The organism is Streptomyces sp. NPDC096176 (assembly GCF_044763255.1).
Taxonomy (GTDB): Bacteria; Actinomycetota; Actinomycetes; order Streptomycetales; family Streptomycetaceae; genus Streptomyces.
Genome location: NZ_JBIWFV010000004.1, coordinates 646,992 through 668,057, shown reverse-complemented (window position 1 = coordinate 668,057; position 21,066 = coordinate 646,992). Strand labels below are relative to the sequence as shown.

Here is a 21,066-nt window from a genome sequence, read left to right as displayed (position 1 = left end):
CAGGTGCTCCAGCGTGCGGCTGGACAGATCGATCGATGACGGGTAGACAAGCACGCGAAGCTCCTGGCGGACACGGGTGCTCTTGGTCGAGAACCCGTCTACCAGGAGCTTCGTCGTTCCGTACAACCCAAGCCCACCAACGCCCCCGCACTGCAGTCAGGTTGGAAAGGGCTCACCGGCTCGGTCCACGTCGCAGAATCGTCCGGGTCGCATCCCGTCTCCTGCCAGCAAATGGCACGGCACTCAGCCGCCACGTCGGCAGGGAAGGCTTTGTCCACCCTGATGAACCCGTTGTCAACGAACTCCTTCACCTGCGTTACGGAAAGTCCTCTACTGGACATGCCCGTCCTTCTCGATGGAAGTAACTACCCTGAAAGGAAAGCGGGTTGGTCGTGTCGCGGCGAATCAATTTCAGACGCCATGGCGAATCCCGTCATCCGTCACGCAGCGGGTGGCCTCAGCAAGGCCCGAGGTGAAGCAACTCTGTGGCGGAGCACCATCGGACGCTGGCAGGCTGCCTCCGTGAAGCAAAACGAGGTGCTGCTAATCGGTGGGCGTGCCGGCGTCGGCAAGACAACGGTCGGGTGGGAGGTCTCCGCCCAGCTGCGCGCCGCGGACATTGCCCACGTCGTCGTAGAAGGAGACTGCCTGGGGCAGGTGCATCCAGCTCCGGAGGGCGATCCGCGCCGCTCCGCAATCGTCGAGCGAAACCTTGCCACTATATGGACGAACTATGCAGAACTTGGGTATAGGCGACTTATCTACACGAATCCCCTCAGCGTGCTGTCCGATGCCGTATGCATGTTCGAGCGCGTGATGGGGCCGGATGTGCGGCTCGTGCGAGTCCTACTCACCGCCACCGACGCCACTGCCGGCGAACGGTTGGCGGGCCGGGAGCTCGGCTCGGAGCTCGAAAAGGAGATTGAGAGCAGCGCCTACAAGGCACGGCTACTGGACGAGCAAGCACCTGCGGACATCGCGCGGGTAGCGACCGACAGCCGGTCCGTCGTGGACATCGCGCGCCAGGTAGTGGCCACCACCGGATGGATCAGCCCAGTCCCGTACGAGGAACCCGTCGCGCAGGGGCAATGCCTTCCTCCACTGTGAGGGGATGCCGAACATCAACACTCCGCGCCTCCAGTACAGCTCCACGGCCGTACGCCCGCGCTGGGACGACCTCCCCCAGGACATCCGTCGGCTCATCTCCCGGCGCCTGGGTGGTGTAGTGGATGCAGGGCCGAGCGCCGGAAGCGGGTTCACCAGCGGCTTCGCCGCTGTGCTCCGCGGAGCTGGCGAGCCCGAGTTCGTCAAGGCAGTCAACGCCAACGACAACGCGGTGATCGCCGACAGCTACCAGCGCGAGGCGTTGATCAACCAGGCCCTGCCGATCGAGGTTCCGGTACCCCGCCTGCGGTGGACCGAGGAGACGGAAGACGGATGGATCATCCTTGGCTTCGACGCCATCGAGGGCGGCCGCATGCCAGCCGCTCCCTGGAAGCCTGACGAGCTTGCCTCGACCCTCGACGCCTGCACGATCAAGGCCGAGGCGCTCTCCACGCCCTCGGCGGCACTCCAAAAGGTCGGGCTCAAGCCGATCGGTGAAGGCAGTGACTTCGCGGACTGGCGTGACCTCACCGGCGGCGCCACCAGCCCGAGCATCCTGCCGGAATGGGTACCCACCGACAGGCTCGACGCCCTGGCCGAACTGGAAACCCACTGGCGACAAGCCGTGGCCGGCGATGCAGTCCTCCACCATGACCTACGTCAGGACAACGTCCTGATCGACACGGGAGGCGCTGCCTGGATCTGCGACTGGAACTGGCCCTGCCTCGCAGCGAGCTGGTTCGACCTCGTGCTGCTCCTGGCCACCGCACACGCCGACGGCCACGACGCCACCACCCTCTTCGAGGAACACCCCACCGGCCGTGGAGTCGACGGAGAACAGCTCGACGCGGCTCTGGCCGCCCTCGCGGGCTTCTTTATCGTCTCCGGCGCGCAGCCCCCGGCGGACTGGTCGCCCCACATTCGCCAGCACCAGACCTGGTGCGGCGAGGTCACTATGCGCTGGCTGGCAGCGCGGCGCGACTGGAAGCTCTGATCGGAAGACGTTCGCTGACAACCGCCGAGCCCGGGTTGTCAGCTCCTCCCTCCAGTCGATCTTTCACGGCTGCTGGACGCTCGAAGGGTTCCGTTCTTGGTCCCGTCCGAAGAGAGGCAGAGGTCCATGACTCACCTGATCGAACCACCCCACACCGGTGACGCCGCAGCGATCAGTCAGATCCAACTGAAAGCCTGGCTCCAGACATACCACAACAAAGAGGCTGGGATCGACGAGGCGTGGATCAGAGACCACCGTGGCTCCACGACCACCGCTGAGGGCATTGCCCAGTGGCGGCGGTTCATTCAGGAAGCGAGCAACCAGCCAGACAGGCTCTTCTGCCGTGCCGTTCGCTCCACGGCAGAGATCGTCGGGCTCATGTGCGGCCGCAGAGACGAGTGGGTCACTCCCGGACCCATGTACCTGCTGAACGAAGCGCAAGGCCACGGCACCGGAAGCCAGCTGATGAGCGAGTTCCTCGACTGAGCGGGAAGATCACGGGCCACTTGCCCACCTGAAGACACAGAATCAGCCATCGGGGCGCGACCCTCCACGGTAGTGCCGCTGGGCCGCCTACGGTGCCGATGGGCCTACACCGCAGCCTGTCCCACCCGTCACGGAGTTCCACTGCGCCGATACCCGGCCCACAACCGTCCGCCAGCCCGAGCCAGGACATCGTCAACGACGCCGACAAGGGCTTCGGTCTGCCCATCCAATGCCCCACGGACAGCATGGTGCAGGCGGGCATTGAATCCAGGTGCTGCGGCCTCGAGGCGGCGTGCCAGCCACTTCCCGCAGCCACCCCATGCCCCGCCGAGGGCCAGCGCGAGTTCACCTGTCCGCCTCGCCAGCTCTGAGGCGATGAACAGCAGCTCACCCTGATCGGTGCTTCCAGCGAGATCGTCCAGGAGATCCGTGATCGCATAGCGGAAGTCCTCGATCTCCTCTGCTGCCATCGCAGGTGGACCCGCGAGAGCCAGTTTTCTGGCTTCAGCAGCCAGACGCTCGCCGAGCCCATCCACGTCGCAGAGCAGCTCCCCGTCCGCACACATCCACAGAAGTGGGGACCGGCGCTTGCGTGTTTCCCGGTCTACGAATGCGTGCCAGGTCTCTTCGGTGTGTACGAAGAGCTCTACGGGCCAGTCGCCGTACTGGAGGCTTTGTCTGTACGGAGCCGGCAGACCGTGCAACAGCACCACGATGTCCAGGTCGGACAAGGCCGTGCGGTGCTCCGTCAGCACGCTGCCTCCCAGAAATGCCGCTCGAGCGGCAGGATGACGTTCCTCTACGACGGCGCGGGCAACGACAACCGGATCCATGCAGCCACTATCGGCATCCAGAACGCGTCACGCATGTGGTTTCTTCAGTCACTCGGGCGAGCCGTCGTGCGCCATGTCTCAGCCTTTCGTACGCATCGGCTGGTCACAGAAACCGTCCACAGGCTGTGGATGTGCGCTGGCCTGCCCCATCGTCGACTACTCCTTGTGGGGGCGAGCTGTTGTCCGTTGCCTCCTGTGACCGTTGATCGCGTCGAGACCGCTCGGGCAGACGCGAATGACGGACAAGGCGCTGCTTCGTCTCACCGCGACAGTAGAGAGATCAAGTGCGCACACGGCTTGCGCCACGCCATGCCTGCACCAGGGCCTTAACCGAGGCGAACCGGTCAGCAGGATCGCTGGCAGTGGCACGCTCGATGACCTTCAGCTGCGGCGGCGAACCGCGCCATTCCTGCTCATCATCGCCGGCATCCAGCAGCAGACGCAGCGCCCGGCCGAGCACGAACACGGTCGTTCGGATATCGATGGTCGAGCCCCTGATGAACTCCTCAGGGGCCATGAAACGCCTCGACCCCGGCAGTCGATCGGCCTCCAGAATGAACGGACCCGGCCGATACTCGTCCAAGTCACACAGCACCAGGCGGTCGAATTCGACGTCGTACAGCAGGCAGCCGTCGTAGAAATCGACGGCGACGAGCCCCGCTCGCTCGACGGCCAGGTGTGCATCGAGGATTTGTTCAAGAGCCCGGAGGATGACCGGGACAGGGAGCCTGCGGAATCGGGCCATCGGACTGTCAGGAGCAGCACGGCCACCGTGGCGGGACACGGTCGGGTGGTACAGAACTTCGCCATCCACCCACGGATAGACGAGAGCCAGTCCACCAGTGACGTCGAAGGAGTGCTGGAGAGGCACGATCAGCGGATGCTCGACCGCAGCATGGACCTCGATAGCACGGCGCAGCGAAGCGGCAGCCTCCGGCACAGTCGCACCCTTCACGAACCACCGCTCGTCGCCAACAGCGACCCCGTAGGAAACACAGCCGGAGTCCTGCTCCCGGAAGATCCGGAAGACGGTACCCACCTCTTCCAGATAGGTCTCCAGTACATCGACGGACTCAGCACTCAGCAGTGGGTGCGATGGCATAGCGCACCATCCTGCCAGCCCGGACGCACGCGCGCTCCCTCAACAAGACCGCGGCGACTACAGCGTCCAGCAACAGCATGACGATTCAGCCGCTTCCGACGCCGCGTCGTGGGACGGCCGTGGCTGCGAGGGCTCACGTACGGAAGGAGACGTGCGGGCAACGAAAGGGGGGACCTGACGGGTCCGAATCCCGTAGATCGCGGCAAGAAGGGATCAAAGATCCACTTGATCACCGAGTGGACCGGTCTGCCCCTCTCCATCGGGATCTCCGCCGTGAACACCCACGACAGCCAGGGACTGGAACCTCTCGTGCCGGGTATCCCGCCCATCCGCTCGAGGCGCGGGCCGCGTCGGCCCGCCAAGCTGCATGCCGACAAGGGGTACGACTACGACCATCTGCGACGGTGGCTGCGTTCGCGGCACATCACACCACGCATTGCCCGCAAAGGCATCGAGACCTCTCAGCGGCTGGGCCGGCATCGCTGGGGACCGTGGAGCGCACGGACGGCTTGGCTGGCCGGGTGCCGCCGCCTGCACCGCCGCTACGAGCGTAAGGCCGCACACTTCCTGGCCTTCGCCGGCATCGCCGCTGCTCTGATCTGCTATCGCCGTCTTGGCCAGGTAGAGGGCCCACCGGGCCTTCTATATCCCGTTGCAGTGAGCCGTTCTACGGGACAATCATGACCGTCATGGAGCGGCCGAGGCAGATCGTCGAGTGTGGAGACTTCGCTCTGCGACGCTGGCAGAGACAGAGCGACTTCGATCCGGTGTTCAGGTTGATCGAGGAGTCTCTGGACCACCTGCGCCCGTGGATGCCGTGGGTCGCCCGCCACAGCGAGGAGAGCACCCGAGACTTCCTCGCGAAGTCCGACTCGAAGTGGGACAGCGGTGACGCGTACAACTACGCCATCACCAGGGACGGCACGCTCATCGGCATGTGTTCGACCTACCGCGGGGCCGGACCTCAGGGCTGGAGCATGGGGTACTGGCTGCACCCTGCCGCCACCGGCCAGGGCATCGCCACGAGAGCGACGGCGGCCATGGTGACCGAGGCATTCGCCTTGCCGAACGTGCAGTACCTGGAAATCGCGCACGACCTGGCCAACATCTCCAGCGGCGCCATACCACGCCGGTTGGGCTTCACCGAAGCCCGGCGTGAACAAGTAACGCCGCCCGCAGCTCCCTCAGACTGTGGGATCGACGTGATCTGGCGGCTGAACCGCCCTACGTCGCCCGTTAACGGCACTCCCTCCCCCTGAACATCTGAACCGGCCGAGCTCAACTCCTGTCGCTTCGGTCCCAAAGGAGGCGACCTCTAAGCCGTGCCCTCGCTGATCCGGGGGAACAGTGGGTTCGCGGGAGGAAGGATCCCGTTGATCGCCGCACACTGATCGGCGACGCGGGCGGCAGCAGCGGGGAGCGCGACCACGGCTCCTGGTACTACAGCTTCGAACTCCCAACCGGCCCTGGCGGCAAGCGCAGGCGAGCCAAGAAGGGCGGCTACCGCACGCAAAAGCAAGCCGCCGACGCAGCGAAAGAGGTCTGGGAAGCCGCACAAGACGGCATCGATGTCCTCTCCGACGAGACCGTGGCCGACTACCTGCGCCGCTGGATCGCGACCCGGGTAGACCTGAAACGGTCCACCCGCCTCGGCTACGAGGACTACATCGAGCGCGTCTTCAACCCCGCAATCGGCCACATCAAGCTCCGCGACCTTCGCACCCGCCAGATACAGGAAATGTTCGAAGCCATCTGGGCACGCAACGAACAGCACGCGAAGAACATCGACGCAGCGGGGGCGGCACTGGCTGTCGAGCGGACCACCCACCAGAAGTGGCGCCAAGCGGCCAAGCCGCAGCGCCGGGAGCTGCGACAGGCTTGGAACAAGGCCAAGGAAGCACTACGCGAAGCCAGGAAGAAGCCCCGCCACATCACCGGAGCAGGCACACAGCTGCGGATGAACAACACGCTCAGCGCCGCTCTCGACGACGCAGTGAAAGCCCGCTTGATCCCGCAGAACTGGACCAAGGACGTGGTCCTGCCGAGCTACCGCAAGCCCAAGCCGCACGTCTGGACACCCGAACGCGTCGAAGCGTGGCGGAAGACCGGTAAGAAGCCCGGCAAGGTCATGGTCTGGACGCCCGAGCAGACCGGGCAGTTCCTCGACGCCGTAGCCGAGCACCGCCTCTACCTCATGTTCCACCTCATGGTCTTCCGGGGAGTACGCCGCGGCGAGGCATGCGGCCTGCCCTGGAGCGAAGTCAACCTCGATGCAGGCGTAGTGCACATCAGCGAGCAACTGGTCGCGCTGTCCTACGAGGTGTGGGAGGACACACCCAAGAGCGACAGCGGCGCCCGCACCGTCTCGCTGGACTCCCAGACGCTCGAGCTGCTCCGACTCTGGAAGGAGCGCCAGCAGGAGGAGCGCAAGGAATGGGAAGAACATCAGCAGGCTAAGCGCAGGAACGGGGAGCAGCCGAAGATCTGGCATGACACTGGCCGGGTCTTCACTTGGGAGGACGGTCGGGCCTACCACCCCGAGTACCTGCGTCAGGTCTTCGACCGCCTCCTGAGCAAGCATGGCCTTCCCCCGATCCGACTGCACGACCTGCGCCACTGCGCTGCCACGCTGTCGCTGGCGGCCGGCGTCCACATGAAAGCGATCCAGGCGATGCTCGGGCACTCGTCGTACCAGCTCACCGCGGATACCTACACCTCCGTACTCCCGCAGTTCGAGAAGGCGCAGGCTGAGGCCCCGGTGCAACTGGTGCCACGCAAGACCACGGCCCAGCAGCCGAGTGGGGAAACCGATGTTCCCGAGGACGTTCCCGATGAGGCGGCTGCCTGACGCCATGTTCCCAGGACGTTCCCAGCACACATGAAAACAGCCCCTCGGAAGATCATTCCGAGGGGCTGTTCGAATTATTTTGCCTGGTCAAGCGTTGGTGGGCGCGGACGGTTTCGAACCGCCGACATCTGCTTTGTAAGAGCAGCGCTCTACCCCTGAGCTACGCACCCGTGGATGAAGCAACAGCGTACATGGCGCACACCGCCCAGATCCAAACCGTTCCCGGCCCCCGTGAGGACGTCCCCCGTGCCTTACGTTCCCGTGCCCTACGTCCCCCGTGCCCTCCGCCCCCGCTGTCGTACGTCCCGGCCCCGCTGTCGTACGTCCCGTGGCGTCCATCCCCCGTCCCGCACTGGGGACAGCCCCACCAGCGAGACGGTAGGCGTCCGCATCGATATGGCGGGGCGGGCCTCGTACCGTAAGGGCATCACGCAGAGTTATCAGGGGGAACGATCGCCATGCCAAGCCGACTCCGTCGTCATCACCGTCGCGCGGTCCGGACCGTCGTCGCCGCTTCCGGGGCCGTGCTGCTCGGGTTCGGGCCGGCCGGGTGCGGGAGTGCGGATGCGAGTGGGGCGCCCGTCGAGGAGAAGTCGTTCAGGCTCAGCGGGAAGACTCTGACCATCGACTCCGACAACTCGGACATCACGCTTGTGCCGGCCGACGTCGAGGAGGTGGAGGTGACCCGGCAGGTGGACGGGTGGGTATTTCTCGGGGAGGGGCCCGAGGCCGTCTGGAAGATGGAGGGCGCAACCCTCACGCTCAAGGTGGACTGCGACGCCGTCGCCGGCGACTGCGTCGCCCGGCACACCGTGAAGGTGCCGCGGGGGACGGCCGTGACCGTGGAAGACGACAACGGGAAGGTGACCGCGAGCGGGTTCGACACGGCGCTGAAGCTCCGGTCGGACAACGGCGCGATCGAGGTCACCGACTCCAGCGGTCCGCTCCGGCTGGACAGTGAGAACGGCAGTGTCGTCGCACAGCGCGTGACCGGGAAGAGTGTCGTGGCCACGTCGGACAACGGGTCCGTGCGGCTCGAGCCGGCCGGGGTGCCCGACCGGGTGGAGGCCGTGAGCGACAACGGGTGGATCGAGATCGCGCTGCCGGGCGCCGGGGCGCCGTACGCCGTGGCCGCCGAGAGCGACAATGGGGACGTGGACGTCACCGTCCCGACCGACGACGGCAGCCGCCACATCGTCAAGGCCCGCAGCGACAACGGGAAAATCGTGGTGTGCAGCGCGAACTGACAGGCCCGTGTGTTCGTCCTTTCCTGGTGGGAGAATTGACCGGACCGGGACCGGGCAAGGCGGACACAGCACGGGAGAGGCATGTGACGGCAAGAAACGCACGGCCGCACCACAAGGCACGAGCGAACGCCGTCAGGGATGTGCGGGAAAACGCCCGGGTCGCGCTCGCGCTGATGCTGCTCCCGCTGCCGCTGCTCGCCGCCGCCGCGGCCGTCGCACTGCCCGCCGCCTTCGCGAGCGGGGGAACACGCCGCTGGTTCGGCGGGCGGGGCGAGAGTCAGCGGGCGGATGCGCAGGCCGCGAAGGACGCCGCGGCCGCGGCGTTCTACGAGCTGGACACCGCGCAGCGCGACCTGCGGATCTCGATCGAGACGATCACGGCGGTGGACGGTTCGCCGGGCGCCCGGCGCGCCGTCGATGACTTCGCCGCCCTCGGGCGGCGCATCGACGAGGTCAGTCACGCCTACATCACCGCGGTCGACGCGCACGACCTGGACCGGGACGACCTGGATGCGTCGGTGGCCGCGCAGGCGCGGGCGCAGTTGAACCGCGCCAAGGACGAGCTGGTGCGGGTCAAGGGGGAGCTCGACCGGTTCGAGCAGGGGCTCGGGCCGCTGCTCGACAAGGCGGAGACGCAGCTGGCGCGGCTCGCCCCGGCCGTCGAGCGGGCGCGGCAGGCGCTCATTGCCGCGAGCGATGCTCTCGATTCGGTGCGCAGCTCCGGCCTGAGAGCGGACGATCTCGCCGCCCGCCTCGCCGCCCTCGCCCCTGAGCTGACGAAGCTCAACGAGGGCGCGGGCAGACACGGCGTCCCCGAGACACTGCAGCGCGCCGACCGTGTGCTGCGCGACGCCGAAGCCGTACGCACAGAAGCCGAACGCCTTCCGCAGCGCGCCGCCGAGATCGACAAGCGTCTCGTGTCGCTCCGCACCCGCGCGCAGGCGCTGACCACCCGGTCCACTCAGGTCGAGCCGGTGCTCAGCGAGCTGCGTCGGCGCTTCACGGTCGCCTGCTGGCAGGACCTGCAGCCCGTTCCCGAACAGGCGGCGCGCGGTGTCCACCAGGCCGAGGAGAAGCTGAAGGAGGCCGGCAAGGCACGTGAGGAGCAACGCTGGCCGGACGCCACCGCCCTGCTCGCCACCGTCCGCGCACTGCTGAACGCCACGGACGAGGCCGTGTCCGCGGCCCGCGACCGTCTCCAGCGGCTGGATGCCGTGGCCAAGGACCCGCAGCACGAGATCGAGCGGACCCGTTTCGCGATCCGCGACGCCCAGCGTCTCGCCATGGCCGGGCGCAACACGCCCGACCCGCGCCACGCCCGGCCCCTGGACGACTCCGTGGCGCGGCTGGACCGGGCGGTCGCCGGGCTCGAGGGGCGGCATCCCGACTACTGGCACTTCCTCACGGAGACCGAGGCGGTACGCCGCACGGTCGCGCGGGTTGTCGAGCAGATCCGCGAGGAGCGGGGCACCGGCGGCGCTTGACCTGACTGCGTTTGTACCGGTTCGCCCCCGGGCGGATCCTGGGAAGGACCCGGGCGGATCCTGGGAAGGACCCGGGCCGCCCCGGGCAACGCCGGAGTCCGGCCGCCCCCGGGGCGAACCCCGGCCCCGGGGCACCACGGGAGTCGGTGTACGCGCCCGTACGAAGGAGGCCGGACATGGCCGCACACGTACTGCACTCGAGGAGAACCGGCCGGAGCAGCCGCCCGCGCATCAAGCTCGACGAACATCTGCCTATGGACCACCGCCTCAGCCGTTTCTACCGGGTCGGTGCCGGGCTGATGGGCCTGGTACTGGTCGCGTTCGGCGTCCTCGGTCTCATCAACCGCATCGGCTTCTTCGACACCCGCGGCGACACCGTCGCGGGCCTCAACACCAACGGCGCGCTGAGCGTCCTGTCCATCGCCGTCGGACTGCTGCTCTTCGTCGGCATGGTGATCGGCGGCAACATCGCCTCGACGCTGAACATGGTGCTGGGCATTCTCTTCATCCTCAGCGGGTTCGTGAATCTCGCTCTGCTCGACCGCAGCTTCAACCCGCTCGCCTTCCGCATCCAGAACGTGATGTTCAGCTTCGTGGTGGGCGTCATGCTGATGTTCTTCGGCATGTACGGGCGCGTCAGCGCGACCCTGCCGCACGACAACCCGTACTGGAGAGCCCGCCACCCCGAGGAGGCCGAGTCGGAGCGGCGCGCCGCGCGCCGCCGCGCCGAGCTCGCCGCGCGACAGCAGGCCGCCCTCGGCATGACAACCAGTCCGGGCGTCGTAACCGGTCAGGGCGCGACAACCGGTCCCGGCGCTACCAGTACCAGCCCTGCCGCCGGTCCGGGCGCGACGACCGCCGCGCGCTCGACGACCGAGACCGGCAGCCGGGCAACCCGGCGCGGCCTGCTCTCCCGTATGACACGTCGGCGCCGCTAGCCTGACGCCATGCCTCGTTATGAATTCCGCTGCCGGACCTGCGGCGACACCTTCGAAGTGAACCGCCCCATGGCCGAGTCCTCCGCCCCCGCGAACTGCCCGGAGGGACACGACGACACCGTCAAGTTGCTCTCGGCGGTCGCCGTCGGCGGCACGAAGTCGGCCCCCGCGCCCACCGGCGGCGGGGGCGGTGGGGGCGGTGGGGGCGGCTGCTGTGGTGGCGGCTGCTGCGGCTGACGCACCACCCGCCCGTATCGTGCCGCGGGGGTGCCGGCGGGCCCACCCGCCCGCACGCCCGCAGCGGGCCCGCCCGTCACGAGCCGAGGTAGCGCAGCACCGCGAGCACCCGTCGCGAGTAGCCCGTCGTGCCCGTCAGCTCGAGCTTGTCGAAGATCGCGTTGATGTGTTTCTCGACCGCGCTCTGCGAGACGGGCAGATGACCCGCGATGGTCGCGTTGGTGTGGCCCTCCGCCATCTCCGCCAGGACGTCCCGCTCCCGCACCGTCAGCCGCGACAGCGGGTCGGTGCGGGTGCTGCGGGCCAGGAGCTGCCGTACGACCTCGGGGTCGAACGCCGCCCGCCCCCTGCCGACGCGTTCCAGCGCGTCGAGGAATTCCTCCACCTGCACGACCCGGTCCTTGAGCAGGTAGCCCACGCCCCCGTCGTCGGACGCGAGCAGTTCTGTCGCGTACCGCTTCTCGACGTACTGGGACAGCACCAGCACCCCCACCTCGGGTCGGCGCCGCCGGATGTCCAGGGCGGCGCGCAGGCCCTCGTCGGTGTGGGTGGGCGGCATGCGTACGTCGGCGATGACGACGTCCGGCGGGGACGCGTCCACGGCCGCGAGGAGCTGCTCGGCGTCGCGACCGCGGCGAGCACCTCGTGCCCCTCCTCGGCGAGCAGCCGCACCAGGCCCTCGCGCAGCAGGGTGGAGTCCTCGGCAAGGATTACGCGCACGGCAGCTCCGCGGTGATCGCAGTGGGTCCGCCGGCCGGGCCGTCCACCCGGAACCGGCCGTCGAGTGCGGCGATCCGGCTCGCCAGGCCGGTCAGTCCGCCGCCCACCGGGTCGGCGCCGCCAACCCCGTCGTCCTCGACGCGGAGTGCGAGTGTCGCGCCGTCGCTGTGCAGCGCGACCGCGATGCGGGTGGCTCCCGAGTGCTTCACGACATTGGTGACGGCCTCGGAGACGACGAAGTACGCGACGGTCTTGACCTGCCGGGAGACAGGAGCCTCCTCACCCTCGTACCGCAGGTGCACGGGCAGCGGGGTGCGTTCGGCAACGGACTCCAGGGCGGCACGCAGCCCGGCCTCGTCGAGCACGGTCGGGTAGATGCGCCAGGCGACCTCACGCAGTTCGGCGAGGGCGCGGCGGCTCTCCTCCTGGGCCTGGAGCAGAAGTTGGTCGGCCCGTTCCGCGTCCCTGCTGCGGCGGGCGCGGCCGACGAGCATGCCGAGTGCGACGAGGCGCTGCTGCACTCCGTCGTGGAGGTCGCGTTCGATACGACGGCGTTCCTCGTCGACGGCGTTCATCATCTGGGTGCGGGTGGTGGCGAGTTGGGTGATGCGCCGTTCCGCCTTCAGGGTGGCTTCAGGTGCGGTTTCCTAGGTTCAGGGCATGAGCAGCAGCATGCGCAGTGGGACGGGCGGCGGGACGAGCGGCGGCATCGAAGGCTGGGTCAACGGCCTCATGGACGCTCTGGGGGCGCCGGGGGCGGGTATCGCCATCGCTCTGGAGAACCTCTTCCCTCCCCTGCCCAGCGAGGTGATCCTGCCGCTGGCGGGTTTCGCGGCGAGCACCGGGCAGATGTGCCTGGTCGCCGTACTGCTGTGGACGACGGCCGGTTCGGTGATCGGTGCTCTCGCCCTCTACGGCATCGGGGCGCTGCTGGGCCGGGACCGTACGGTCGCCATGGCGGCCAGGCTGCCGCTGCTGAAGGTCTCGGACATCGAGCGCACGGAGGGGTGGTTCGCCCGGCACGGCGCGAAGGCGGTGTTCTTCGGGCGGATGATCCCGGTCTTCCGGTCCCTCATCTCCGTGCCGGCCGGGGTGGAGCGGATGCCGCTGCCGCTCTTCCTGACGCTCACCACCCTCGGCAGCGCGATCTGGAACGCGGTCTTCGTCCTCGCCGGTTACGCACTGGGCGAGAGGTGGGAGGAGGTGACCGGCTGTGTCTCCGCGTACTCGAAGGTGGTGCTCGTCGTCGCCGTGCTCGCGGTGCTGGTGTTCGTCGCCGTCCGGCTATTCAGGCGGCGAGCCGGGGCGACGCGGCTGAAGCACCCGCCGACCGGCCCCGTTCACGACGCGGCTGAAGCACCCGCCGAGCCCGGGACGGACGCGGCTGAGCCGCCCCCGGCCCGGGTGCGCGAACCCGGGACGGCCCCCGCCACGACTGCAACGCCCCTCAGACAGGCGGCCGGACGACGACCGACCTGATGCCCTGCCGTTCCCGCCCGAACCGGCGCGACTCCTGCCGCAGCAGGCGCAGGATCTCCTCGCCGGCCGCCACGCCCATCTGCGGCAGCGCCACGACGTGCGGCGCGCGCCAGTCGGCCTCCGCGAGCTCGCCGTGGCCCGGCCGCCAGGCCAGGTCGGCGGCGAGCAGCAGGTCCGCGTCGAGGAGCGAGTCGCCCGCCGCCAGCGTCAGCCGCGCTCCGGTACGGAGCGCGACTTCGCGCACCGCTGCGCTCTTGGTGAGCGGTTTCGGCACGGCGTAGACCTTGCGTCCCTGGAGGGAGACGGTCCAGCCGCGGACCTCCGCCCACGCGCCGAGCTCTGCGACCCAGCCGTCGGGCAGCAGCGACCGCTCGACGACGAGGTAGGCGAAGAGGTCCTCCGCGACGCGTTCCTTGCGCAGCCAGGCCGGGTCGGCGGTGTCGCGGAGGTGCGCCCGGATCTCCGCGAGGGGTGCGCACTCCGCGGCGAGCCGCGCCGCGACCGACTCGCGCCAGTCGCGGTCGCTGATGCCGTCGACGAGCAGATGCCCGCCGTTGGCGCAGATCGCGTACTTGGGCGGCAGGCCGGGCAGGCTGATGCGCTGGTACTGCTTGCGGGTGCGGGTCGTCGTGGGGACGAAGACGGTGTCCTGGGCGAGCTTGGTCAGCAGCCCGGCGGCACGCTCGGTCATGTACGACAGGGGCTTGTGCTCGTGCACTTCGACGCACAGCAGCCGCGGTGCGACCGCGTCGGGCATGCCGAGACCCAGGGCCGCGTTCGAGTAGATGAGCGTACGGTCGAGGTCGCTGGCGACGAGCACGGTCACTGCGTCACCGCCCTGCCGTCGGCGCCCGTGGCCCCGCGTGTGTACTTGGGGTGGATCAACCCGACGCAGCTGTAAGGGAGTTCGTCGACCTCCTCGACGGGTACGCCACGCTGCTCCGCCAGGAGCCGTACGTGGTCGAGGTCGGCGCCGGCGCCGCGGCTCGCGAGGATCTTCCAGGGGACCCGGCGCAGCAGGACCCGCGTGGTCTCGCCGACGCCCGGCTTGACGAGGTTGACGTCGTGGATGCCGTACTCCTCGCTGATCCGCTCGACGGCGCCCCAGCCCTCCCAGGTGGGGGTGCGGTCGGCGGACAGCAGTTCCTTCACGTCGGCGTCGACGGCGGCGGTGACCTCGTCGAAGTGGGCGGCGACGGTGTCGAGGAAGTGGCCGGAGACGTCGGAGCCGGCGAGCTCGCGGTAGAACTTCGCGCCGTGGAAGTCGTCGGGGCCGACCAGGTCGGCACGCAGGACCGTGCGGGATATCAGGCCGGAGACCGTGGAGTTGAGGCAGGCGGAGGGGATCAGGAAGTCCTCACGTGTGCCGTATGTGCGCACACAGCCGCCCGGGTCGGCGAGGACGGCGATCTCCGGGTCGAAGCCGGGGAAGTCCCGCAGGGCTTCGGCGAGTTCGCGGGTGATGGCGCCCTTGCCGGTCCAGCCGTCGAGGAAGACGACGTCGGCCGGGTCGTGGTTCTCGGCGAGCCAGCGCAGTGCGTTGGCGTCGATACCGCGGCCGCGCACGATGGACACGGCGTAGTGCGGCAGGTCCAGGCCGTGCCGGTGCCGGGCCCAGCGCCGCATCAGCACGCCCACGGGGGTGCCGGCGCGGGCAAGCGAGACGAGCACGGGGCGCGGTGTCCGCTCGGCGAGAACGGTGTCGGTGACGGTGCCGACGGCGCGGGCGATGCGGGCGGCGGAGGCTGTGAGCGCGGCCTCGAACAGCTGCTGGTACTGCTCGCTCGGCTGGTACTCGACGGGCAGCGACTCGGCGTAGTGCGCGCCGCCGCTCTGGATGGCCTCCTCGCGCTCCTCCGTGGGCGCTTCGAGCTCCACGTCAGAGAGGTCCTGGAGCAGCCAGCCGACCTCCTCCGGCGCGTAGGAGGAGAAGTCCGGTCCGCGGAGCGGCTGGGGCAGCATGGAGGGCCTTTCAGGTCCTTCGGATACGTCACCGTGGGGTACGTAGCTGGGCACGACGGCGAGCACGACGTGCGGGGTGTGGGCGGCGAGCTGCGCCAGCAGGCCGTCCGGGGCGTGCAGGTGCGCGGTGTCGGCGACCGAGTCGACGACGGCGACGACCGCGTCGAAGCCGCCGCCCGCCACGTTGTAGGCGTAGCGGTCGCCCTGGCCGTCCGCCGGGTCGTCGTGGGCGGGGAAGACGAGCCGGGTGCGTATCGCGTAGCCGGGGTCGTCGACGGCGAGGACGGGCGAGCGGGTGGTGGTGGAGTACCGCACCTCCGGCACGGTCCCGGCCCGCTCCAGGGCGAGGGCAAGGCGCAGGGGCGCGTACATCAGTTCCTCGCAGCCGAGGACCAGGACGCGGCGTGCGTCGCCGACGGCCTCGGCGACCCGGGCCGTCATACCGGGCAGCGCGGCCTCCAGCGCGACCCGGTGGGCCGGGGAGAAGCCGTGCCGGCCCCCGTCGGGGACGCCTGCGGGCCAGTCCAGGACCACCCGGACATGGCGGGGGTCCGCGGCCGGGGGCGTGTCCTTCACCGCGGGCTCGTGCCGTGCGACGAGGTCTCGGCCCTTCGCCAGGACGCCGTCCGGGAGGCTCACCGTGCCGGAGGCCATGGTCACCAGATCGACGCGGGCGCCTATCTCCTCGGCGAAGGTCTCCAGGCGGCCCAGATCCGCCTCGGAACGCATGTCGACCAGTGCCACGACCACGTACCGCTCGCGCGGGTGGCGCTCGTGGAGATCGCGGACGGTGTTGAGGACGGTGTTGCCCGTGGAGAACTCGTCGTCGACGAGCACCAGCGGGCCCGAGCCCGCCAGCAGCTTCGGGTCCTCGGGCAGCAGCAGGTGCGAGGTGGCGTGCGAGTGGGACTCCTCGAAGCCGCCCGCGGGGGCCACCCCGTCGACCGGGCGGCGGGTGGAGTGCAGATACGGCACGAGGCCGATGCCGTCGGCGACGCAGTGGCCGAGCCCCGTCGCCGTCTCCGCGTATCCGAGGACGACCGCGCGGGCGGCCTCCTCGGGGCCGAGCAGATCGCGCACGCGCAGTCCGAGCGCGTACGCGTGCCCGTACACCGCCCCGGGGCTCTGCGGCACATGCTTGCCCAGCACGTTCGACACCAGGAGGTGGGCGCGTTTGGGGTTGCGGCGCAGGGCGAGGCCCAGTAGCTCGCGGAGCCGCTCGTCACCGTCGAGCCCGACTCCGAGCCGCTCGGCGACCCAGCTTCCCGACCACACCACGTTCTCTTCACCTCTCGTCGTCATCAGTCCGCCAGCCCGGCCGCGAGCAGTTCCACGAACCCGACGTCCTCCTTGGCGACGCCGAACACCTCGGCCCGCAGCAGGGTCCGCTCGGCCCAGGCCCGGTGCGGCTTCACTTCGTTCATCTTGTTCGTGTACGCGGAGCGCAGCACTCCGCCGCCGCCGCGCTCCGGGCGCAGGATGTCCTGGGCGTCACTGAACTCCTCGTGGCTGACCACGGACAGTGCGTGCACCGGCAGCACGTGGGAGGGGTGGATGCAGGTCTTGCCGAGCAGACCGTTGGCACGGTCCAGCTCGATCTCGCGGAGCAGGCCGTCGAGGTCGTGCTCGATGAGGGCGGTACGGAGCTCCTCCGCCCGGCCCTCGAGGAACGGGCTGCGGCGCAGCTGCGGCTTGAACATGCGCTCCTGGGACCTGAAGTACTCCCACACCGGGCCGGTGATGGTGAAGCCGGTCCCGTCGGACCGGCCGAGCACATTGACCACGTCGGCGATGACGGACGTGACGATCCGTACGTCGTAGGCCGTCATGTCGGGCGAGCGTCGCAGCCCGTACGCGGAGCAGAAGTCGGTGACGCCGAGGCGCAGGGCGAGGACCCGGTCGCGGTACTTGGCGACGGTGCGGGCGATGCCGCTCAGCGCCTCGGTCCTGGTCTCCAGGTGGAGCAGCTCGGGCGACTCGAGGACGGGCATCGCGAAGAGCCGCCGGCCGCTGTCGGCCTCCGCGGTCGCGAGCGCCTCGAGGAACGGGGCGCCTCGCTCCTCGGTGAACTTCGGAAGTACGAATCCGGACAACAGGCGTCCCGCCTGCCCCAGGCGTCCCACGAGGTCCGGAATCTGCTCCGCGTTGCGGACGCGGATGAACAGGAGCGGCGCTTCGGCGCCGCGCGCTTCGAGGTCCGCGAACTGCCGGACGAGGTTCGCCTCCGCGTCCTCCACATCGGCGTCGTCGATGGAATCCTCCAGGCAGAGCACCATGGAGACGACACCGCGCCCGGCCTGCTTGAGCACGTCGTCGGCCAGCTTCGGCCGGGTCGCCGGGCTGTAGAGCGTGGCGCCCAGGGCAGCCGCCAGTGTCCGTGCGGGTGAGTCCGCGCCGAAGCCGCACGGCTCCTGGTGGAACAACCGCTCACGGACAGCGGGCGCAATGTGCCCGAAATGACGCATATACAGTCCCCCGTATGCCGCTTCGACCCTCACACCATGTGGCCGGTAATAGTACGTAAGCACAGGTGTCAAGAGTTCCCCAAGTGCATGAAATCCAGGTAACTCGTCCGTTTCTCGCCCCTGCCCTGCGGATGGCCGCCCGAGGCGCGCCGGCGCCGGGAACTGGGCCCCGCGTTGTCCCTTCCCCCCTCGGGCAGGCAGGATGACGGACATGACGCACGCGATGCTGAAGGGCTCGAACGTCCCTCTTGAAGCCACGGCCGTACGGGCCGTGCTGCGCTGGACGCCGGGCGCGGGGGTGCCGGATGTCGACGCCTCCGCCCTGCTGCTCGGCGCCGACGGCCGCGTGCGCTCCGACGAGGACTTCGTCTTCTACAACCAGCCGCGCCATCCGTCCGGCCTGGTGCGGCGGCTGCCGAAGAAACGTGTCGCGGAGCATCTGACCGACACCGTGGAGGCCGACCTGGCGGCGCTGGACCCGTCGGTCGACCAGGTCGTCATCGCGGCGTCGTCGGACGGCGCCACCTTCGAGCACGTACGTGACCTGCGGATACTGCTCCACGACGCCGCAACACCGGACGGCGGCGAACCGCTGGCCGTCTTCGACGTGAAGCCCGAGACCGGCGAGGAAACGGCGATCATCTGCGGCGAGCTCTACCGGCGCGGCGACGGATGGAAGTTCCGTGCGGTGGCCCAGGGCTATCCGACCGGGCTGGTGGGGCTCGCGACCGCGTTCGGCATCTCGGTGGACGAGGCGGCTGGAGAGCCGGACGAGTCGGCGCACTCCGCCGCGCCGCAGCCGCAGCCGGCGTACGGCTACCCTCCGTCGGACGTGACCCAGCCCGCGCCAGCGCCTGCTTACGCACCGGCGCCGCAGCCGGCCTACGGCTACCCGCAACCGGCCGCAGCGGCGGCGTACGCGCCGGACCCGGCGTTCCGGCTGCCGCCGATGGGCCCGCAGTTCCAGCGCCCGTAGGGCCCCTCGTTTGGATCGTGCCGGGCTCGCGGCCTCTGGCACCGCGCCTCGCCGACAGCACCGAAGCCGCCCGGCGCGTCCCTCCCGCGAGGGGCGCACGCCTGGGCCTCCGGAGCCCGGGCCGGCACCGACGCGCAGCCCGCCCAGGGGCTACGCGCGGGTCTGCGACTTGTAGCCGCGCCCCCACTGCAGCCCCCACCCGTACAGACGGTCGAGCTCCGCCTGGAAGCCGTACACGAACTTCACCTCGCGCCGCACCGTCAGATCGCCCTTGCTGTTCTCGACGGAGAACACGGCGCACGAGCGGGCCTGCGGGGCCCGCTCGTCGAGTTCGATCTCGACGCGCGGCCCGTTGCTCGGGTAGAGCGTGACGTGCGCGTGGGTGCGGTCGAAGGCCGGGGTCTGGTCGTAGATGTAGACGAAGAACAGCAGCCGCTTGATCGACTCCCGGTGGTCGAGATTGACGAAGATCGTCTCGCCGGAGGGTGCGCCGAACCGGTCGTCGCCGCTGAGCTTCACGAACGGCGGCCCGTTCAGGTCGCCGAAGAAGCTCCCGAGGGGCTGCACCACACCCTTGCTGCCGTCGGTCAGCTCGTACAGGCAGCCGAGGTCGAGGTCGACGTTGACCACGCCCTGGGTATGGGCCTGGACCACATCCGGCTGGAAGAGCTTCATCGGGTTCCGCAGCAGCCTGCCGCTCTGCCGCGAGCGCCCCTCGATGTCGGAGGTGCGCATCCGCCAGGACAGGTTGACGCGCAGGTTGCCGCTGGCCGCGCCCTGTTTGGTGAGCGAGACGGTCGGGTTGCGCTTGGTCAGCTCGATGGAGTTGGTCGCGGAGCTGCCCGAGTCGAACTGCGCCGCCCTGCCCCGCCACAGGTTGTCCCAGATGGCCATGCCCCACCCCTTGTCGTCACTGGTCGCCCGGTGCCCCACACACACGCGAGCGGGGCGGCCGGGAGCACCCGGCCGCCCCGCAAGGAAGCGTTCCTCACTGGTGGGGGTGTCACACCCCGGAGGAGACCTCAGCCTTGTCCCCCGGTCCCCCGGGCTTTCCCTCTGCCGCCTCCAGCGCCTTGTTGCGGCGCAGGGACGACCAGAACGAGGCGGCGATCAGCAAGACACCGACGAGGCCGGTGATGATCTCGTGGATCTCGTGCTGGATGGTGACGAGCAGGATGACCGCCAGCGCACCGATCGCGTAGTGGGCGCCGTGCTCGAGGTAGACGTAGTCGTCGAGGGTGCCCTGGCGGACCAGGTAGACCGTGAGCGACCGGACGTACATCGCGCCGATACCGAGGCCGAGCGCCATCCAGAAGATGTGGTTGGTGATGGCGAACGCGCCGATGACGCCGTCGAACGAGAACGACGCGTCAAGCACCTCGAGGTACAGGAACAGGAAGAACGCCGCCTTGCCGGCCAGGCCGACCGCGGAGACGGGCTTGCCTTCCTTCTTGGCCTGCTCCTCCTCCTCGTGCTCGCGCTCCTCCTCTTCCTCAAGCTTGTCCTCGAAGTACCCGGAGAGACCGCCGACAACGAGGTAGGTGATCAGACCGGCGACGCCGGAGAGGAGCACCGTGGCCGACTTGTCGGCGTGGCCGGTGCTGGTATGGGCTTGGGTGGCGAAGGTGACGGCGCTGATCAGCAGGATGATCAGGGCGATGCAGACCGACAGCATGTCGACCTTGCCGAGCTTGGCCAGCGGCCGCTCCAGCCAGGCCAGCCACTTGTGCTCCCGCTCCTCGAAGACGAAGTCGAGGAAGATCATGAGCAGGAACATGCCACCGAACGCAGCGATGGCCGCGTGCGCGTCGGTGACCAGGGCCTCGTACTGGGCCGGCTGGTCCAAGGCCAGCTGGACCGCTTCGATCGGTCCGACCTTGGCGCTGATGGCGACGATCACGACGGGGAAGACCAGTCGCATACCGAAGACGGCGATCAGAATGCCGATCGTCAGGAAGATCTTCTGCCAGAAGGCGTTCATCTTCTTGAGGATCCCGGCGTTGACGACCGCGTTGTCGAACGACAGCGAGATCTCGAGGATCGACAGGATCAGTACGACCCCGAACGCTTCCCAGCCCCACTGCCAGGCGGCGAATGCGAGGCCGAGCGCCGTGACGGCAAACGACCAGCCGAAGGTTTTCAGAACCACTGGCTACCCAATCGTGTAATTGTCCCCCGGGCGAAGCCTGGG

Annotated in this window: 18 protein-coding genes, 1 tRNA gene and 4 pseudogenes; 13 read left to right on the top strand and 10 right to left on the bottom strand. The window is 69.0% G+C overall.

Features of this window, described 5'->3' with window-relative positions; genetic code table 11:
- The first annotated feature begins 522 nt into the window (after nucleotides 1–522).
- From ACIQ7Q_RS14760 to ACIQ7Q_RS14750, 3 genes are all read left to right on the top strand, one after another.
- On the top strand, nucleotides 523–1,107 hold the full coding sequence (locus ACIQ7Q_RS14760) for a hypothetical protein (RefSeq protein WP_403860499.1): 585 nt from the start codon (nucleotides 523–525) through the stop codon (nucleotides 1,105–1,107).
- A gap of 4 nt (nucleotides 1,108–1,111) precedes the next feature.
- Complete coding sequence (locus ACIQ7Q_RS14755) at nucleotides 1,112–2,098, top strand: phosphotransferase family protein (RefSeq protein ID WP_403860498.1); 987 nt, start codon at nucleotides 1,112–1,114, stop codon at nucleotides 2,096–2,098.
- Nucleotides 2,099–2,224: 126 nt separating this feature from the next.
- Nucleotides 2,225–2,584, top strand: a complete 360-nt coding sequence (locus ACIQ7Q_RS14750) for a hypothetical protein (RefSeq protein WP_403860495.1) — start codon at nucleotides 2,225–2,227, stop codon at nucleotides 2,582–2,584.
- Between the two features lie 128 nt (nucleotides 2,585–2,712).
- On the opposite strand, the gene ACIQ7Q_RS14745 is transcribed toward ACIQ7Q_RS14750, so the two are convergent.
- Complete coding sequence (locus tag ACIQ7Q_RS14745; RefSeq protein WP_403860492.1) at nucleotides 2,713–3,417, bottom strand: nucleotidyltransferase domain-containing protein; 705 nt, start codon at nucleotides 3,415–3,417, stop codon at nucleotides 2,713–2,715.
- A gap of 280 nt (nucleotides 3,418–3,697) precedes the next feature.
- Nucleotides 3,698–4,519, bottom strand: coding sequence for a serine/threonine protein kinase (locus tag ACIQ7Q_RS14740; protein WP_403860489.1), 822 nt, complete (start codon nucleotides 4,517–4,519; stop codon nucleotides 3,698–3,700).
- Between the two features lie 165 nt (nucleotides 4,520–4,684).
- Here ACIQ7Q_RS14740 and ACIQ7Q_RS14735 point away from each other — a divergent pair.
- The 4 genes and pseudogenes from ACIQ7Q_RS14735 to ACIQ7Q_RS14720 all read left to right on the top strand — a co-directional run.
- Nucleotides 4,685–5,134 (top strand): annotated as a pseudogene (locus ACIQ7Q_RS14735) (transposase); the annotation flags it as partial.
- Nucleotides 5,135–5,199: 65 nt separating this feature from the next.
- Nucleotides 5,200–5,778, top strand: coding sequence for a GNAT family N-acetyltransferase (locus tag ACIQ7Q_RS14730; RefSeq protein WP_403860486.1), 579 nt, complete (start codon nucleotides 5,200–5,202; stop codon nucleotides 5,776–5,778).
- 26 nt (nucleotides 5,779–5,804) lie between these two features.
- Nucleotides 5,805–6,059: pseudogene (locus ACIQ7Q_RS14725) on the top strand (Arm DNA-binding domain-containing protein); the annotation flags it as partial.
- Between the two features lie 48 nt (nucleotides 6,060–6,107).
- Nucleotides 6,108–7,367, top strand: a complete 1,260-nt coding sequence (locus ACIQ7Q_RS14720) for a tyrosine-type recombinase/integrase (RefSeq protein ID WP_403860483.1) — start codon at nucleotides 6,108–6,110, stop codon at nucleotides 7,365–7,367.
- Nucleotides 7,368–7,462: 95 nt separating this feature from the next.
- Here ACIQ7Q_RS14720 and ACIQ7Q_RS14715 read toward each other — a convergent pair.
- Nucleotides 7,463–7,537 (bottom strand) — tRNA-Val (locus tag ACIQ7Q_RS14715).
- A 288-nt stretch (nucleotides 7,538–7,825) separates the two neighbouring features.
- Between ACIQ7Q_RS14715 and ACIQ7Q_RS14710 the strand changes: the two genes are divergently transcribed.
- From ACIQ7Q_RS14710 to ACIQ7Q_RS14695, 4 genes are all read left to right on the top strand, one after another.
- Nucleotides 7,826–8,614, top strand: coding sequence for a DUF4097 family beta strand repeat-containing protein (locus ACIQ7Q_RS14710; RefSeq protein WP_403860480.1), 789 nt, complete (start codon nucleotides 7,826–7,828; stop codon nucleotides 8,612–8,614).
- An 83-nt stretch (nucleotides 8,615–8,697) separates the two neighbouring features.
- Nucleotides 8,698–10,098, top strand: a complete 1,401-nt coding sequence (locus ACIQ7Q_RS14705) for a hypothetical protein (protein ID WP_403860478.1) — start codon at nucleotides 8,698–8,700, stop codon at nucleotides 10,096–10,098.
- 176 nt (nucleotides 10,099–10,274) lie between these two features.
- Entirely contained in the window at nucleotides 10,275–11,036 is a 762-nt protein-coding gene (locus ACIQ7Q_RS14700; RefSeq protein WP_403860475.1) for a DUF4383 domain-containing protein, read from the top strand.
- 9 nt (nucleotides 11,037–11,045) lie between these two features.
- Nucleotides 11,046–11,273 (top strand): zinc ribbon domain-containing protein, encoded by a 228-nt coding sequence (locus tag ACIQ7Q_RS14695; RefSeq protein ID WP_403860472.1) that lies wholly within the window; start codon nucleotides 11,046–11,048, stop codon nucleotides 11,271–11,273.
- Between the two features lie 76 nt (nucleotides 11,274–11,349).
- Here the strand turns inward: ACIQ7Q_RS14695 and ACIQ7Q_RS14690 are convergent.
- Nucleotides 11,350–11,993, bottom strand: a pseudogene (locus tag ACIQ7Q_RS14690) (response regulator).
- Nucleotides 11,984–12,610 (bottom strand): annotated as a pseudogene (locus ACIQ7Q_RS14685) (sensor histidine kinase); the annotation flags it as partial. The pseudogenes ACIQ7Q_RS14690 and ACIQ7Q_RS14685, both read right to left, overlap by 10 nt.
- Nucleotides 12,611–12,653: 43 nt before the next feature.
- Between ACIQ7Q_RS14685 and ACIQ7Q_RS14680 the strand changes: the two are divergent.
- Nucleotides 12,654–13,472, top strand: coding sequence for a DedA family protein (locus tag ACIQ7Q_RS14680; RefSeq protein ID WP_403860469.1), 819 nt, complete (start codon nucleotides 12,654–12,656; stop codon nucleotides 13,470–13,472).
- Here the strand turns inward: ACIQ7Q_RS14680 and ACIQ7Q_RS14675 are convergent.
- The 3 genes from ACIQ7Q_RS14675 to ACIQ7Q_RS14665 are packed head-to-tail and all read right to left on the bottom strand — an operon-like array spanning nucleotide 13,441 to nucleotide 17,899.
- Nucleotides 13,441–14,298 (bottom strand): HAD family hydrolase, encoded by an 858-nt coding sequence (locus ACIQ7Q_RS14675; protein ID WP_403860467.1) that lies wholly within the window; start codon nucleotides 14,296–14,298, stop codon nucleotides 13,441–13,443. The genes ACIQ7Q_RS14680 and ACIQ7Q_RS14675 overlap by 32 nt on opposite strands.
- Nucleotides 14,295–16,736 (bottom strand): phosphoribosyltransferase, encoded by a 2,442-nt coding sequence (locus tag ACIQ7Q_RS14670; protein ID WP_403860464.1) that lies wholly within the window; start codon nucleotides 16,734–16,736, stop codon nucleotides 14,295–14,297. The genes ACIQ7Q_RS14675 and ACIQ7Q_RS14670 overlap by 4 nt, the downstream gene beginning before the upstream one ends.
- Complete coding sequence (locus tag ACIQ7Q_RS14665; RefSeq protein ID WP_403860461.1) at nucleotides 16,736–17,899, bottom strand: HpcH/HpaI aldolase/citrate lyase family protein; 1,164 nt, start codon at nucleotides 17,897–17,899, stop codon at nucleotides 16,736–16,738. Before ACIQ7Q_RS14665 ends, ACIQ7Q_RS14670 begins: the two co-directional genes overlap by 1 nt.
- Nucleotides 17,900–18,101: 202 nt before the next feature.
- On the opposite strand from ACIQ7Q_RS14665, the gene ACIQ7Q_RS14660 reads away from it, so the two are divergent.
- Nucleotides 18,102–18,875 (top strand): TerD family protein, encoded by a 774-nt coding sequence (locus tag ACIQ7Q_RS14660; protein ID WP_403860458.1) that lies wholly within the window; start codon nucleotides 18,102–18,104, stop codon nucleotides 18,873–18,875.
- 150 nt (nucleotides 18,876–19,025) lie between these two features.
- On the opposite strand, the gene ACIQ7Q_RS14655 is transcribed toward ACIQ7Q_RS14660, so the two are convergent.
- Both ACIQ7Q_RS14655 and ACIQ7Q_RS14650 read right to left on the bottom strand, forming a co-directional pair.
- Complete coding sequence (locus ACIQ7Q_RS14655; protein ID WP_403860455.1) at nucleotides 19,026–19,769, bottom strand: Tellurium resistance; 744 nt, start codon at nucleotides 19,767–19,769, stop codon at nucleotides 19,026–19,028.
- 109 nt (nucleotides 19,770–19,878) lie between these two features.
- Nucleotides 19,879–21,024, bottom strand: coding sequence for a DUF475 domain-containing protein (locus ACIQ7Q_RS14650; protein ID WP_403860452.1), 1,146 nt, complete (start codon nucleotides 21,022–21,024; stop codon nucleotides 19,879–19,881).
- Between the last annotated feature and the right edge of the window lie 42 nt (nucleotides 21,025–21,066).